The sequence below is a fragment of the Noviherbaspirillum sp. genome, from assembly GCF_035254685.1.
In the GTDB taxonomy this organism is placed as follows: domain Bacteria; phylum Pseudomonadota; class Gammaproteobacteria; order Burkholderiales; family Burkholderiaceae_D; genus Noviherbaspirillum.
On record NZ_DATFAI010000022.1, the window covers coordinates 177,342 to 191,888 of the forward strand.

13 protein-coding genes are annotated in these 14,547 nt (G+C 61.0%); 8 read left to right on the forward strand and 5 right to left on the reverse strand.

The features are described from left to right. The first annotated feature begins 36 nt into the window (after nucleotides 1-36). From VJ698_RS08790 to VJ698_RS08810, 5 genes are all read left to right on the forward strand, one after another. On the forward strand, nucleotides 37-819 hold the full coding sequence (locus tag VJ698_RS08790) for a uroporphyrinogen-III synthase (RefSeq protein ID WP_324102607.1): 783 nt from the start codon (nucleotides 37-39) through the stop codon (nucleotides 817-819). Further along, nucleotides 816-1,979, forward strand: a complete 1,164-nt coding sequence (locus VJ698_RS08795; protein WP_324102365.1) for a uroporphyrinogen-III C-methyltransferase — start codon at nucleotides 816-818, stop codon at nucleotides 1,977-1,979. Before VJ698_RS08790 ends, VJ698_RS08795 begins: the two co-directional genes overlap by 4 nt. A gap of 12 nt (nucleotides 1,980-1,991) precedes the next feature. Then, on the forward strand, nucleotides 1,992-3,188 hold the full coding sequence (locus VJ698_RS08800; protein WP_324102366.1) for a heme biosynthesis protein HemY: 1,197 nt from the start codon (nucleotides 1,992-1,994) through the stop codon (nucleotides 3,186-3,188). A 153-nt stretch (nucleotides 3,189-3,341) separates the two neighbouring features. Further along, nucleotides 3,342-3,881 (forward strand): inorganic diphosphatase, encoded by a 540-nt coding sequence (gene ppa, locus VJ698_RS08805; RefSeq protein ID WP_324102367.1) that lies wholly within the window; start codon nucleotides 3,342-3,344, stop codon nucleotides 3,879-3,881. Between the two features lie 213 nt (nucleotides 3,882-4,094). Further along, the gene (locus tag VJ698_RS08810) at nucleotides 4,095-5,744 is read left to right on the forward strand and encodes an HDOD domain-containing protein (protein ID WP_324102368.1); all 1,650 of its coding nucleotides are present in this window, start codon (nucleotides 4,095-4,097) and stop codon (nucleotides 5,742-5,744) included. 3 nt (nucleotides 5,745-5,747) lie between these two features. Here VJ698_RS08810 and VJ698_RS08815 read toward each other — a convergent pair whose 3' ends face one another. Beyond that, nucleotides 5,748-6,800, reverse strand: a complete 1,053-nt coding sequence (locus tag VJ698_RS08815) for a serine/threonine-protein kinase (RefSeq protein ID WP_324102369.1) — start codon at nucleotides 6,798-6,800, stop codon at nucleotides 5,748-5,750. 94 nt (nucleotides 6,801-6,894) lie between these two features. Then, nucleotides 6,895-8,064, reverse strand: coding sequence for a GNAT family N-acetyltransferase (locus VJ698_RS08820; protein WP_324102370.1), 1,170 nt, complete (start codon nucleotides 8,062-8,064; stop codon nucleotides 6,895-6,897). A gap of 429 nt (nucleotides 8,065-8,493) precedes the next feature. Between VJ698_RS08820 and VJ698_RS08825 the strand changes: the two genes are divergently transcribed. After that, on the forward strand, nucleotides 8,494-8,832 hold the full coding sequence (locus VJ698_RS08825) for a P-II family nitrogen regulator (RefSeq protein WP_324102371.1): 339 nt from the start codon (nucleotides 8,494-8,496) through the stop codon (nucleotides 8,830-8,832). A gap of 56 nt (nucleotides 8,833-8,888) precedes the next feature. Here VJ698_RS08825 and VJ698_RS08830 read toward each other — a convergent pair whose 3' ends face one another. The 3 genes from VJ698_RS08830 to trxB form a co-directional block, all read right to left on the reverse strand. Beyond that, nucleotides 8,889-9,491 (reverse strand): trimeric intracellular cation channel family protein, encoded by a 603-nt coding sequence (locus tag VJ698_RS08830; protein ID WP_324102372.1) that lies wholly within the window; start codon nucleotides 9,489-9,491, stop codon nucleotides 8,889-8,891. A gap of 127 nt (nucleotides 9,492-9,618) precedes the next feature. Beyond that, a complete protein-coding gene (locus VJ698_RS08835) occupies nucleotides 9,619-10,257 on the reverse strand; it encodes a Smr/MutS family protein (protein WP_324102373.1) in 639 nt (212 codons plus the stop codon). Between the two features lie 67 nt (nucleotides 10,258-10,324). Beyond that, nucleotides 10,325-11,281 (reverse strand): thioredoxin-disulfide reductase, encoded by a 957-nt coding sequence (trxB, locus tag VJ698_RS08840; protein ID WP_324102374.1) that lies wholly within the window; start codon nucleotides 11,279-11,281, stop codon nucleotides 10,325-10,327. Nucleotides 11,282-11,524: 243 nt separating this feature from the next. Between trxB and VJ698_RS08845 the strand changes: the two genes are divergently transcribed. Together VJ698_RS08845 and lolA are read left to right on the forward strand one after the other, a co-directional pair. After that, a complete protein-coding gene (locus VJ698_RS08845; protein ID WP_324102375.1) occupies nucleotides 11,525-13,861 on the forward strand; it encodes a DNA translocase FtsK in 2,337 nt (778 codons plus the stop codon). 43 nt (nucleotides 13,862-13,904) lie between these two features. Next, nucleotides 13,905-14,537, forward strand: coding sequence for an outer membrane lipoprotein chaperone LolA (lolA, locus tag VJ698_RS08850; RefSeq protein ID WP_324102608.1), 633 nt, complete (start codon nucleotides 13,905-13,907; stop codon nucleotides 14,535-14,537). The last annotated feature ends 10 nt before the right edge of the window (nucleotides 14,538-14,547 follow it).

The following is a 14,547-nucleotide window of genomic DNA, read 5'->3' on the forward strand; positions in this document are numbered from 1 at the left end:
TCGCAATCCGGCTCGATGCCACCATTCCTGCTGCAGATGACAAACTCACCACACCGACCCGTTGTCGTCACACGCCCTCTGGCGCAGGCCAGACCGCTTGCCGAGCGCATCGCGGCGACAGGGCGCGATGTTGTCGTGTTTCCCCTGCTGGAGATCCAGCCCTTGCCCGACCAGACGCACCTGCAAGCCGCGCTGGCCAGCCTCGAAAATTATGCAATGGTCGCTTTCGTCAGTCCGAACGCTATCGATGCGGCATTCAGGCTGCGTGCGGAATGGCCGAGGAGTGTCGCGATTGCGGTCATGGGCGCAGGCAGCAAGGCCGCGCTGGCGCAGCATGGATTGACATCGGCCAATGCGAAGATCATCAGTCCTGTTGACCCGCAGCGCACTGATTCGCAGACCCTGCTTGAAGTGCTCGAAATCGACGCGCTGCGCGACAAGCGCGTGCTGATCGTACGTGGCGAGACGGGCCGCGAGCTGCTGGCCGATGCTTTGCGGGACCGTGGCGTACTGGTTGAGCAGGTGGCCGCTTATCGCCGTTGCGCTCCTGTCCTTGACGAGACAGGGCGCGCGAAGCTGGCACGCCTGCTTGAAGCCGAGAGCGAATGGATCATCACCAGTTCCGAAGCGCTCCGCACCCTGATCGGCATGGTGCGCGACCTGGCCGGTGAACAAGCTGTTGTTAAACTGCAACGACAGCGATTCGTTGTGCCGCATGTCCGCATAGCCGAAAACGCGAAAGCGTTGGGCTTCACCAATCTTGTCCAGACAGGATCCGGCGACGAACAGGTGTTAGCCGCGTTACAATTTCGAGCATGAACGAATTGCCATCTTCTAACGACACCGGTCAATCCACGCAGTCCGGCCAGGCGCCGCAGCCGACAGAGCCGACAGCGTCGCGCCCGTATTTGCAGAGTGATAACGCATCCGGCCTGAGGCAGGCGCTTGTGCCGGTCTACGCGGGCCTGGGCCTCGTTGCGATCCTGCTGGCCGCGCAGTGGTGGTCGTCGCAGCATGAAATCAAGGGCCTGCGCGAGGAGGTTGCGCAGCGCCTGAAGGCCGACGAATCGCTCTCGACCGAAACCAAGCTGATCGCAAAATCGGTCCAGGATGGCATGAAGGAGCTGCAAGCCAAGGTCAATGTCCTGGAAAGCAAGCAGGTCGAAGCGCAGAGCCAGCAGCTGGCACTGGAACAGTTGTACCAGGAACTGTCGAAGAATCGCGACGACTGGGCGTTGGCCGAGATCGAACAGGTGTTGTCGACTGCGAGCCAGCAGCTGCAGCTCGCCGGGAACGTGCAGGGCGCGATCATTGCCCTGCAAAATGCAGACAGCCGGCTGTCGCGTTCCGACAAACCGCAGTTCATCCTTATCCGGCGCGCCATTGCCAGGGACCTGGAGCGGCTCAAGTCACTGCCCACGGTTGACCTGACCGGCATCGCCCTGCGTCTCGACAGCGTCATCAGCCAGATCGACAGCATGCCGCTGTTGTCTGACGAAAAGCCGGTAGTGCCCGCGACGCAGCCGAAGTTATCACGCCGCGCAGCGAAAGCCGCCGGGTCCAAGGCGGCAGCCGCCAAGCCGTCGCGCGCTTCCGACTGGCTGGCCGACATCGAAGAAAAGTGGAACAGCTGGTCGAGCGAGATGTGGACGGAAATCCGACAGTTGATCCGCGTGCGCAATGTCGATGTCCCCGACGCGCTGCTGTTGTCGCCGTCGCAGGCTTACTATGCGCGCGAGAATCTGAAGCTGCGCTTGCTGAATGCGCGCATGGCGCTGCTGACGCGCAACGAAGCGACGTTCCGCAATGACATGCTCGCGGCACAGGATGCGATCAGCAGGTATTTTGACACCCGCGCCAGGCAGACGCAGGCGACGCAGACACTCCTGCGCCAGATCCAGGCAAGCAATGTGTCGATCGAAATGCCGACCCTGGCCGACAGCCTGAACGCGGTGCGCAATTACAAGGCGAAGCCGTAAAGGGCAGGGACAATGCGCATCTTTCTTTCGCTCGTCATCCTGTTCGCAGCCGCCATCGGTCTGGCAGTAGGGGCGCGCTTCAACCTCGGCAACGTTGTCTTCTTTTACCCGCCTTATCGCATTGACCTTTCCCTGAATTTCTTCATCGTGCTGGTGGCGTTGCTGTTCATCGTGCTTTTCGCGATCTTCAACGCACTGCGCACCGCGCAGCAGATGCCGCAGCGGGTGGCGGCGTATCGCAGGGAAAAGCGTGAGCGTGAAGGCAACCGGGCGCTGCGCGATGCGCTCAAGGCCTTGTTCGAAGGACGGTTCGGGCACGCGGAAAAAGCCGCGGCACGTGCGGCCGAATGCGAAGAGAACGCCGGCCTGTCGGCATTGATCGCCGCTCGCGCCGCACACCGCATGGGGCAGCCCGACCGGCGCGGCATGTGGCTTGCCAAGGCACAGGACGACCAGTCGCTCAAGACGGCCCGCCTCATGACGGCGATGGAGCTGTCGATCGATGGCTATGAGCCGGAGCCGGCGCTCGAGGCGATCAAGGAATTGAATTCAAGCGGCACAAGACATATCCACGCGCTGCGCCTGGCGCTGAAAGCCAACCAGCGTGCGAAAAACTGGCCGGAAGTGTTGCGTCTCGTGCGGCTTCTCGACAAGCGCAACGCACTGCACCCCGCCTTGTCGCGACGCCTGCGCGAGATGGCCTATGAAGCATTGCTCTCGAGCGAGGCGCATGACACGGAATCGATCCGCAACGTCTGGGCGAGCATTCCAACCGAAGACCGGGTGCAGCCCTTCGTTGCCATCCGCGCCGCCAGGGCCTTCAATGCCAGGGGCTTGCACGACGATGCGCGTGGCGTCGTGGAGAAGGCGCTGGCGATGGAATGGGACGAGCGCCTGGTGCGGGCCTATGGCAACTCGGCCGCAGCGGAAGGCTCTCCGGCCCTGCTGGCGCAAATCGAACGTTGCGAGGAGTGGCTCGAGTCGCGGCCGAACGATCCTGAACTGGCGCTGACGCTCGGCACGCTCTGCCTGCGCCAGAAGCTGTGGGGCAAGGCGCAACGTCACCTGGAGCATGCGTTGTCCGAGGCAAGCGAACCGGAGACCGTACGCCAGGCACATCTGAAGCTTGCACAACTGCACGAAGCCTTGAACCAGCCAGAAGAGGCGGCCACGCATTATCGCCAGTGCGCGCTGGCGACGATCCTGTAGAAACCGCTTTCTTATCACGTCTTTCTGACGCTCTCCTGACGCGACTTCAAATCGTCCGTTTGCGCTTGCAGAGGTCTGCTGCGACGCACAAGCCGGGGATGAAAGCCGTTATAATCCCCGGATTCCAGAATTTTTTCATTTCGAGAGAGCATCATGAGTTTGAGTAATGTTCCCGCCGGGCGCAACTTGCCTGAAGACTTCAACGTTATCATCGAAATCCCGATGAATGCCGACCCGATCAAGTACGAGGTCGACAAGGAGACCGGCGCAATCTTTGTGGACCGTTTCATGGGTACTGCCATGCACTATCCGTGCAACTACGGCTACATCCCGCAAACCATTTCTGACGACGGCGACCCGGTCGACGTGCTGGTGGTAACGCCATTCCCGCTCATCCCCGGTGTGGTCGTGCGCTGCCGTCCGATCGGCGTGCTGAAGATGAAGGATGAAGCAGGCGGCGACGCCAAGCTGCTGGCGGTGCCGGTGGACAAGGTACTGCCGATTTACACCCACTGGCAAAAGCCGGAAGACATGAACGAACTGCGCCTGCAGCAGATCCAGCACTTCTTTGAGCATTACAAGGACCTCGAAAAGGGCAAGTGGGTAAAAGTCGAAGGCTGGCACGGTCCGGATGAGGCGAAGAAGGAAATCATGAATGGCGTAGCTGCCTACAATCGGGAACACAGCAAGTAAGCAGTCTCTTGCGACTGAAAGTTGAAAGCGCACTTTGCAGTGCGCTTTTTTTTCGACTGCGCGACGGGCAAATCGCTGAAGCAACCCTTAATTCCGCAACACACGCGCCGATAAAAATTGAGTGCAGCGCACATACACTACTGCATCGACAAGCCGGAATGAATCCGTCATGATAGATTGGATGGCGCCGCAGATATTCAGGAGTCTTTAGAAGTGGTCTTTGAAAACACCAGGCCGCCCAGGGCCGATACCGGGACCATGGATGCCGGCAACGATTCCACTGTGGCCGCACGCGACCGCCTTCTGCGGAAAATCAGCAGCGAAGCGGACCTTCCGACGCTCGGCAGCTCGGTTTCACGGGTGGTGCAAATGACATCATCCGACGACGAGGCGGTGCGCAATCTTGCCCATTTCATCCTGTCGGATGTCGCTCTCACGCAGAAGATCCTGCGCATCGCCAACACGGTCACCTACCGCACCGCGTCCGGCACACCGGTCACCACCGTGTCGAAGGCCATCTTCCTGCTCGGGTTCGAAGCGGTCAAGACGACGGCTCTTGCGATGCTGCTGGTCGACCGTATGTCGGGTAACCATGCGCGCGCGGTGCGCAACGAACTGGGCCATGCCCTATGCGCAAGCATTATCGGCCGCGAAATGGCCCGGCGAAGCAATTACAAGGACGCGGAAGAAGCCGCGATCGCTGCACTGTTCAAGAACATCGGCCGGCTACTGGTCGCGGCCCACGATCACGACCTGTACGCTCGCATCAACAAGCTGGTGGAAAGTGGTAGCCATTCGCCGGGCCAGGCATCGATGCAGGTCCTCGGCTGCAGCTACGAGCTGCTGGCGGATGCTGTCCTGCGTGAATGGAACATGCCGGACACAATCGTCGCATCGCTTGCTCCGCTGCCGGGCGGCGTTCTGAAACCGGCGACGACCAGGCAGGGATGGGTGCAGCAGGTAGCGGCATTCAGCTCGGCTGCGGCAAGGCTCATTCCCGCCATGAACAACCCGAGCCAGGAAGCAGCGTCCAAGGCCGTATTGGCGCGCTTCGGTGCTGCGCTCCAGCTGGACCAGACCAAGCTGAACCAGCTCTTCGGCAATGTCGCGCAGGAAGTACGCGCGCTCGCAGCCAATATCGAGCTGGCGTTGCATACCGATGAGAGCGCGGAACAAGCGGAAGGCGGCGAGGATTCGGCCGCGGAATCGGCTGCAGGTCGCGGTGAAAAGACGCGGGCGCAAGGCAAAAAGGACGAGGCCGATTTACTCAGTGACCTCACGCTCAATATTGCTGAAGATACGGAGCCACTGCAGGTCACCGAACGCCACGCCAGTGGCAAGCCCATGAACGCGCGCGATCTCCTGTTGGCAGGGGTGCAGGACGTAACCCAGATGATGGCCTCGGGCCGCTGCAAGGTCAACGACCTGATGCTGCTCGTACTGGAGACCCTGTACAACAGCATGGGGTTCCGTTTTGCGACGGTCTGCCTGAAGGACCTGCAGGCCAATCAGTTCAAGGCGCGCATTTCCATTGGCGAAAACAATGTGGAACGGCAGGCAGCCTTTGTGTTTCCGGCGCCGTTCTCGCGCGACCTGTTCCATCTGGCGCTCGAAAATGACGCCGATCTCATGATTTCCGACGCTACTGCGCAGAAGATCCGCGAGCTGCTGCCGCCCTGGTACAGGACGCAGTTCCCGGATGCGCGCAGCTTCATACTTCTCCCGCTCGTGGTCCAGAAGAAGCAGATCGGCTTGTTCTATGCCGACCGGATGCAGGCGGCACCAGAGGGCGTTCCGCCGGACGAGACTGCGCTGATCAAGACGCTCAAGGGGCAGATCCTCGGTGCGCTCAACGCGCGTTGATCCTTATCGCCATAGCGCAAAGCCTGCGAGTACTGCCGCTGCGGCGAGGGACATGTAGCCGAACCATGCCACCTTGCTGATACCTGCCATGAGGCCGTCCGGCTTGTCTTGCACCGCCGGTGGCAGTGCCAGATTCATGCGGCGCGCCCGCCTTTCCCGCAGCAGATAGCGCTTGATGTCGAGAGCCATCTGTTCCGCCGTCTGGTAACGCTTTTCCGGGCGTTTGCTCATTGCCTTCATGACGATCTGCGACAGCGCGGCGGGAACCCTGCGGTCCAGCTCGTCCGGTGCAGGCGGTGCCTTGGTGATGATCTGCTGCAGCAGCTTGTCCGCACTCTCCGCGTGAAAGGGCTTGCGGCCAACCAGCATTTCATACATGACCGCGCCGAGCGAATAGATGTCGGTGCGCTCGTCGATCGGCTTTCCCGATGCCTGCTCGGGGGACATGTAGTTGGGCGTCCCGACGAGGTTGGTGCCATGGAGTAGTGTCGCTGGGTCATCCGCATCGGTGAACTTGTCCGCAAGCCGGTTTGGTGCCCGCGCGATGCCGAAGTCGATCAGCTTCGGCTGGTCGTCCTTGATCATGAAGATGTTCGCCGGCTTGATGTCGCGATGAATCACCTGGTTCTGGTGCGCGTGGTTCAGGGCGTCGGCGATCCGCCAGACGATCGATGCCACTTCGTCCGGCTTGAAGCGGTGCCCGGTGTCGAGCGCCTTGTTCAGTCCACGACCCTGCAGATATTCCATCGCAATATAAGCGGTCCCGTTCTCCACCGAAGCGTCGTAAATGGTGATGATATGCGGGTGCGACAGGCGACCCGCAGCCCGTGCTTCATTGATGAACTGGGGTTCGAACCTGTTCCGGTCGGATGGCGTCAGGCGCGGATTGAAGGTCTTGATGGCGACGTCGCGCCCGATGACCGGATCGTGGCCGAGGTAGACGCAGCCGACGGTACCGCGGCCCAGTTCACGTGTGATGTAGAAACGGCCCGCCCGGCTGATCGCCGGACTGGCGGGGCTGGTTGGACTGGCCGGATCTGTGGACAGGGCTGACATGATGCCAAGAGCATGCCGGGAAGTGTTGAATTTGGCAAGGCATTAGGGTAGGGCTTCAGCAATTCTTCAGGTGCCAGTCACGCGGAAATCCCTTTCAGTTCTGTTGTCCGCGCTGACTGTCGTTGATTGCGCCCGGCCTGAACGGATTGCGTTCGCCCAGCTCGTCGATATAGACATCGATGCCGCCGCTTTCCTGTTCGAGGAACCGTTCGATCGCCTGCGCAAACGCAGGATGGGCGAGCCAGTGCGCGGACCATGTTTTCTGGGGCAGGAACCCGCGTGCCATCTTGTGCTCGCCTTGCGCGCCGCCTTCAAAGGTCTGGATCTTCCGCTCGATGCAATACTCCAGCGGCTGGTAATAGGATGTCTCGAAGTGCAGGCATGGCACCTCTTCGATCGCGCCCCAGTAGCGGCCGTACAGGCTGTGTTCGTCATGGATGACCAGCGAACTGGCAATCGGCTTGCCGTCGCGTTCGGCCACGATGATCAGGATATTCTGCGGCATGCTGTGGCCGATGCGGTGGAAGAAATCGAGATTCAGGTAAGGGGTCGAATAGTGGGCTGCGTAGGTGCGGTCGTAGCAACGCTTGAAGAAGCGCCAGTCTTTCTCGGTTGCCTGCGCGCCAGTCACGAAGCGAAAGCGCACTCCAGCCTCCTGCACCTTGCGGCGTTCGGCCCGGATATTCTTGCGCTTCTTGCGGTCGAGCGACGACAGGAATTCTTCGAAATTCCGATAGCCCTGGTTGAGCCAGTGGAACTGCACGCCGGTGCGCAGCATGAAGCCGGCCGCCTCAAGCGTCCGGGCCTGCTCCTCCGGCGGGAAGAGAATATGGGTCGAGGAAAGGCCATTGCTTTCCTGGAGTGCGCACAGCGCATCAACCAGCCTTGCCCGGGCCGCTGCGTCACGCGCCAGCAACCGGCTGCCGGTCACGGGCGTGAAGGGGATTGCCGACAGCAGCTTCGGGTAATAGTCGAGGCCATTGCGGCGATAGGCATCGGCCCAGGCCCAGTCGAAGACATACTCGCCGTACGAATGGGATTTCACGTACAGCGGAAGCGCGGCATCGAGCCGGGTTCCGTTCCACAGCGTCAGGAATTGCGGTTGCCAGCCGCTGTCCGGTGAGGCGCATCCGGCCTCATGCAAGGCGTCGAGGAAGGCGAAGGACAGGAAAGGGTTGGCGTCGGCTTGTGTTGCGACAAGTTCATCCCAGCCGGCTTGCCCGATGTCGGAAAGAGAAGAGATGATTCGCGTGCGATAATTCACGTTTGTTAATACATGTTTCGGATTCGGCCGTTGCAATTTTCACCATGACAGGTTTCCCATTGCACAAATCAGCGGCGCGGTTGAGGGGGCCCGCAAGTGGCTACGGGAAAGATGGTCGCCATGCCCGGCATGTGGTGATGCAGGCTGCGGTTGCGTGCCGCTACCCGGCGATGCGCCGGAAGGCGCGACGCCGTGCTGTCCATTCTACGCAAAATGGGACGGAAGGTTTGAGGCACCGGAATGTGGTGCCCTGGGCGGAGTTGCAGCATTGCCGAGATCATCACGGCAAGGTATCGTAGCGAAGATGTGGGGCGTGCCGCATGATTGATGAAGATCAAAGAGCAGGCTCCGCCTGTCGCGCAGCGACGCATATGGCGCCATCCGGACATATCAGGATTTCGTGAGTGACATTCAATCTAAGGAGTAGTTATGAAGCTGGTTACAGCAATCATCAAACCGTTCAAACTCGATGAAGTGCGTGAAGCGCTTGGCGAAATTGGCGTGACCGGCCTGACGGTGACGGAAGTGAAGGGTTTCGGCCGTCAGAAGGGACACACCGAACTGTACCGCGGCGCCGAGTATGTGGTCGACTTCCTGCCCAAGGTCAAGATCGAAGCAGTCATCGATGACAAGGTGGTCGACCAGGCAGTCGATGCCATCATCAAGGCCGCGCGCACCGGCAAGATCGGCGACGGCAAGATCTTCGTTCGCAACGTGGAGCAGGTCATCCGCATCCGCACCGGCGAGACCGGCCCGGACGCAGTCTGACCGCGAGCGGCCCGCGCAGCAGCCGGTTCCTCGCGCTGCCGGGCCAGTCTTCCTTTTCAGCCCAGCCTGATATCTTTTACCCACGTCGCCAGACGCAAGCCGCAGATCGCCAGCGCGCTTGACCACAACGAAAAATCTGCCGGCACCCCGGCCTTTTGCATCAGCAGGTACATCCAGCAGCCCACGAAGGAACAGATCGCGTAGGGCCGGCCATCACGCAGCACCATCGGGATTTCATTGCAGATGACATCGCGCAGGATGCCGCCGAATATGCCGGTGATCACGCCCATCATGGAAGCGATGAATAGCGGCATTCCCGCGATCAGGGCTTCCGATACGCCGGCAATCGAAAACAGTCCCAGTCCGAGTGCGTCGGCAATCACGATCAGCCGCTCCGAGGCGATGTAGCGCAATGTGCGAATTAGCGGCGCGGCGACCAGCGCCAGCAGGAAAATCAGGATCGCGTATTCTTGGTGGGTGACCCAGAACAGGGGACGCTTGTCGAGCAGGATATCGCGCAGCGTTCCGCCGCCGAAGGCCGTGATGAATGCCACGGTGAACACGCCGACCACATCCATCTTTTTCCTGCGCGCCTCGACAAAGCCGGAAAACGCACTGACCAGGATGGCGAGAACTTCGATGATTTTGATCAGTGACATGCGGACGGAATAAGGATGGTTCTGCCCTGCATGATACTTGTGCGGGAGGCGAAAGCAAGCAGCGGCATTCGCCAGCAGGCTGGCGACAGGGCTTTGTCAGGCTAATGCGTCGGCCTGCCCGGCCAGGCTATGCCCGCAGCAGCACGACCAGCGCGCCGGATCCGCCGTCGGCGGCCTTTGCTTGACAAAAGGCGATGACCTCTTCCTTCTGCACCAGCCAGCTGCGCACTTTGCTCTTCAGGACCGGTTCCTTGTTGACGGAACCCAGTCCCTTGCCATGGATGATCCGCACGCAGCGCCATCCGCGCTTGACTGCATTGCGGAGGAATTCGGCAAGCGCCTCGCGCGCTTCCTCGCGCCGCATGCCATGCAGGTCGAGCTGGCCCTGGATCACCCAGTGGCCGCGGCGCAGCTTGCGCAGGATGTCGCCGCTGATGCCAGTACGCGCGTAGCTCAGCTCATGGTCGGTGTCGAGCAGGGTGTCGACATTGAATTCGTCGGACAACGACTCCTCGAGCGCAGCCTGTTCATCGGCCAGGTGCTGGCGTGCGATGGGGGGCGGGCGGGGTGTGCTGGATTCGACTTTGCCGGAAGGTCTCAGCGGGGCGACATTACCGACGGCGCGCAGGAACATGTCGCTGTCGCGCCTGTTTTCCTTCTCGCGGCGCACTCGCTCGGCTTCTGCTTCCTTGCGTGCTTCTTCCTGCGATTTGATCTTCGCGCGCAACGCTTTCAGCGAGGCGAAGTCCTTGATGGTGCCAGACATGATGAATCGTTCTGAAACTGTTCGCCCCGACGCAGGGCTGGGGCGAACGGGTTACAACCTTGCCGGATCAGCTTTCGAGGCTTTCCAGGTACTTCTGGGCGTCGAGCGCGGCCATGCAGCCGGTGCCGGCGCTGGTGACCGCCTGGCGATACACATGGTCCTGCACGTCGCCGGCGGCGAACACGCCCGGGATGTTGGTGGCCGTGGCCATGCCTTCGGAGCCGCCCTTGGTCTTGATGTAGCCGTTGTGCATCTCGATCTGGCCTTCAAAGATTCCGGTGTTGGGCTTGTGGCCGATGGCGATGAAGACACCGTGCACTGCCACTTTGCTGACCGCGCCATTGTCGGTCGACTTGATGTTGACGCCGGTGACCCCGCTTTCGTCGCCGGTCACTTCGTCCAGCGTGTGGTTCAGCTTCAGCTCGATCTTGCCTTCGGCGACCTTGGCCATCAGACGATCAACCAGGATCGGCTCGGCGCGGAACTTGTCGCGACGGTGAACCAGCGTCACCTTGTTGGCAATGTTGGCGAGGTAGAGCGCTTCCTCCACCGCCGTGTTGCCGCCGCCGATCACGGCCACGTCCTGTCCCTTGTAGAAGAAGCCATCGCAGGTGGCGCAGGCGGACACACCCTTGCCCATGAAGGCTTCTTCGGACGGCAGGCCGAGATATTGCGCGGAAGCGCCGGTGGCGATGATCAGCGCGTTGCAGGTGTATTCGCCGTTGTCGCCGACCAGGCGCAGCGGCTTTTCGTTCAGCTTCACCGTGTGGATGTAGTCGAACACGATTTCGGTGTTGAAGCGTTCCGCATGCTGCAGCAGGCGCTGCATCAGCTCCGGTCCCTGCACGCCCATCGGGTCGCCAGGCCAGTTTTCGACATCGGTGGTCGTCATCAGTTGACCGCCTTGTTCGACACCGGTGATCAGCACAGGTTTCAGGTTGGCACGCGCAGCGTAGACGGCTGCGCTATAACCGGCCGGGCCGGAACCGATAATCAGGACGTTGGCGTGTTTGGTGGTTGCCATAGCTGTATGTTGGGGAATGGTTGGAATTGGTCGGAGAGGACGCGAAAACGGGCAAATTCCTGTCTCGAGAAGTTGCATATGTCGCCAAACGGCAAAATTTCAACCGTGTCCCGAGATATTCCGTATTGCGCCCGAAAAACTGGTTAAGATTATAGACGAACAAGCCACGCAGGATCGAATGGCGAGCCAGATTAGCCTCCCTGGACGGCCCGTCCGGGCGCATCGCCGTGTTTTCAGCCAGTTATGACCCGAACAACCCAAGCCTATACCCGCAACAACAAACCGCCGGAAGCGCCGCCGCTGCCGAACCGGCTGGTACGCCTGCTGTCCGAAGCGCGCTGGTTCGCGCTGGCAGTCGCGACTGTCTACCTGATCATTGTCTTTCTGTCCTATTCCAAGGCCGATCCCGGCTGGTCGCATGCAAGTGCGGTGCCGCACCTGAACAACTGGGGCGGCCGCATCGGCGCCTGGGTCGCGGACCTGATGCTCTTCATTTTCGGCTTCTCCGCATGGTGGTGCTGCGTCTTCATGCTGCGGTCGGTCCTGGTCGGCTATCGCCGCCTGTCGCAGCGCTTCCTGCTGCAAAAGGAACCCGAGCCGGAACACCACACTGAAGTCTGGATCCGTTCGACCGGATTCGTGCTGATGTTGTTGGGAAGCGTGGCGATCGAGTACCTGCGCATGTACTCGCTGAAGGCGCAGCTTCCGCGCGCGCCGGGCGGAGTGCTGGGCGAGCTGATCGGCCGCGCGGCGCAGAACGCGCTCGGATTCACCGGGGCGACGCTGTTTCTGCTGCTGCTGTTCGGCGTTGGCTTCAGCCTATTTTTCCATGTCTCGTGGCTGGCCGTGGCGGAGCGCGTGGGTGGTGCGATCGAGGACGGCATCAACCGTATCCGCCACCTTCATGCCGCGCGCGAGGACCGAAAGGTTGGGCAGGTGGCTGCCGTCAAGCGTGAGGAAGTGGTGGTGCAGGAGCGTGCGAAAATTGTCGAAGCCAGCCCGATCCGCATCGAGCCGCAGGTGGTTGCTGTGCCGAAGTCCGAACGCGTGGAAAAGGAAAAGCAGGTTTCACTCTTCGCCGACTTGCCCGACACTAACCTGCCACCCCTGTCGCTGCTGGATGAGCCGCCGGCTTCGCAGGAAACCGTCAGCGTCGAGACGATGGAGTTCACCAGCCGCCTGATCGAGAAGAAGCTGTCCGACTTTGGCGTCGAGGTGAAGGTGGTGGCGGCCTATCCGGGTCCCGTGATCACGCGCTATGAAATCGAGCCGGCGACTGGCGTGAAGGGCAGCCAGATCGTGAACCTGGCGCGCGACCTCGCGCGTTCGCTGTCGCTAACGTCGATTCGTGTGGTCGAAACCATTCCGGGCAAGAATTACATGGGGCTGGAACTGCCGAATCCGAAACGGCAGATCGTGCGCCTGACCGAGATCCTCGGCTCCAAGATCTATAACGACAGTCACTCCTCGCTGACGGTCGCGCTGGGCAAGGACATCGCCGGCAACCCGGTCGTGGCGGACCTCGCGAAGATGCCGCACCTGCTGGTCGCGGGCACCACAGGGTCGGGCAAGTCGGTCGGCATCAATGCCACCATCCTGTCGCTGCTATACAAGTCCGATCCGAACCAGGTGCGCATGATCCTGATCGATCCGAAGATGCTGGAAATGTCGGTGTACGAAGGCATTCCGCACCTGCTCGCGCCCGTGGTGACGGACATGCGCCAGGCCGGCCACGCGCTGAACTGGTCGGTGGCGGAAATGGAGCGTCGCTATAAACTGATGTCCAAGCTTGGCGTGCGCAATCTTGCAGGCTACAACGCCAAAATCACCGAAGCCGAAAAAAAGGAAGAAAAGATCCCGAATCCGTTCAGCCTGACACCGGACGCGCCGGAACCGCTGGAGAAGCTGCCCACCATCGTCATCATCATCGATGAGCTGGCCGATCTCATGATGGTGGTCGGCAAGAAGGTGGAAGAGCTGATTGCGCGTATTGCACAGAAGGCGCGCGCCGCCGGCATTCACCTGATCCTCGCCACGCAGCGCCCGTCCGTGGACGTCATCACCGGCCTGATCAAGGCCAATATCCCGACGCGCATTGCATTCCAGGTGAGCAGCAAGATCGACTCGCGGACCATCCTCGACCAGATGGGCGCGGAGACGCTGCTCGGCATGGGCGACATGCTCTACATGCCACCGGGGAGCGGTCTGCCCAATCGTGTGCACGGTGCCTTCGTTTCCGACGATGAAGTGCACCGGGTGGTGCAGCATCTGAAGGCGCAGGGGGAACCCAATTACATTGAGGGAATCCTAGAAGGTGGCGTTGCGGAAGAGGGAGGCGATGCCGCATTTGGTGGCGAAGGCGCAGGCAACGGTGAATCCGATGCCCTGTACGACCAGGCGGTCGCCGTGGTGTTGAAGAACCGTCGGGCCTCGATCTCGCTGGTGCAGCGGCACTTGCGCATCGGCTACAATCGCGCGGCGCGCCTGCTGGAGCAGATGGAGCAGAGCGGACTGGTGTCCAGCATGCAATCCAACGGCAACCGTGAAATCCTGGTGCCGGCGAGCAATACCACTGAATAGGAAAAACATTTTGAGTCAGGCAACATTACAATCCCTGTTTCCCCTGCGATTGCGCCGTGCCGCGAACATGCTGGCAGCATGCGCGCTGGCCGTGCCGATGATAGCCAGCGCTTCCGCGCTGGACCAGTTCAAGGCGTTCGTCAGCTCGACAAAAACCGCGAAAGGTGAATTTACCCAACGCCAGGTAAAGACGGCGGACGGAACAGCCAAGGTATCCAGCCAGGCCAGCGGCATTTTCGTGTTCGCCCGGCCCGGCCGCTTCATCTGGAAATACCAGAAGCCCTACGAGCAGCTGCTGCAGGCGGACGGCGACAAGCTCTACATTTATGACAAGGACCTCAACCAGGTGACGGTCAAGCCGCTGGGCGATGCGCTCGGCTCCTCGCCCGCGGCGATCCTATTCGGCAGCAATGACCTCGAAAAGAATTTCAGGCTGAAAGAGGGCGGCACCAAGGATGGCCTCGAGTGGCTGGAAGCGACGCCGAAGACCAAGGACACTACCTTCGAGCGCATCGGCATCGGCCTGAAGGACGGCGTGCCGCAAGCGATGGAATTGCGTGATTCCTTCGGCCAGATATCGCTGCTGAGCTTCCCGAAGTTCGAGAAGAACCCGCCTTTGGGCGCGGAGCAGTTCAGGTTCGTGGTGCCCAAGGGTGCCGACGTGTTCCGGCAATGAAGCGAGGCGG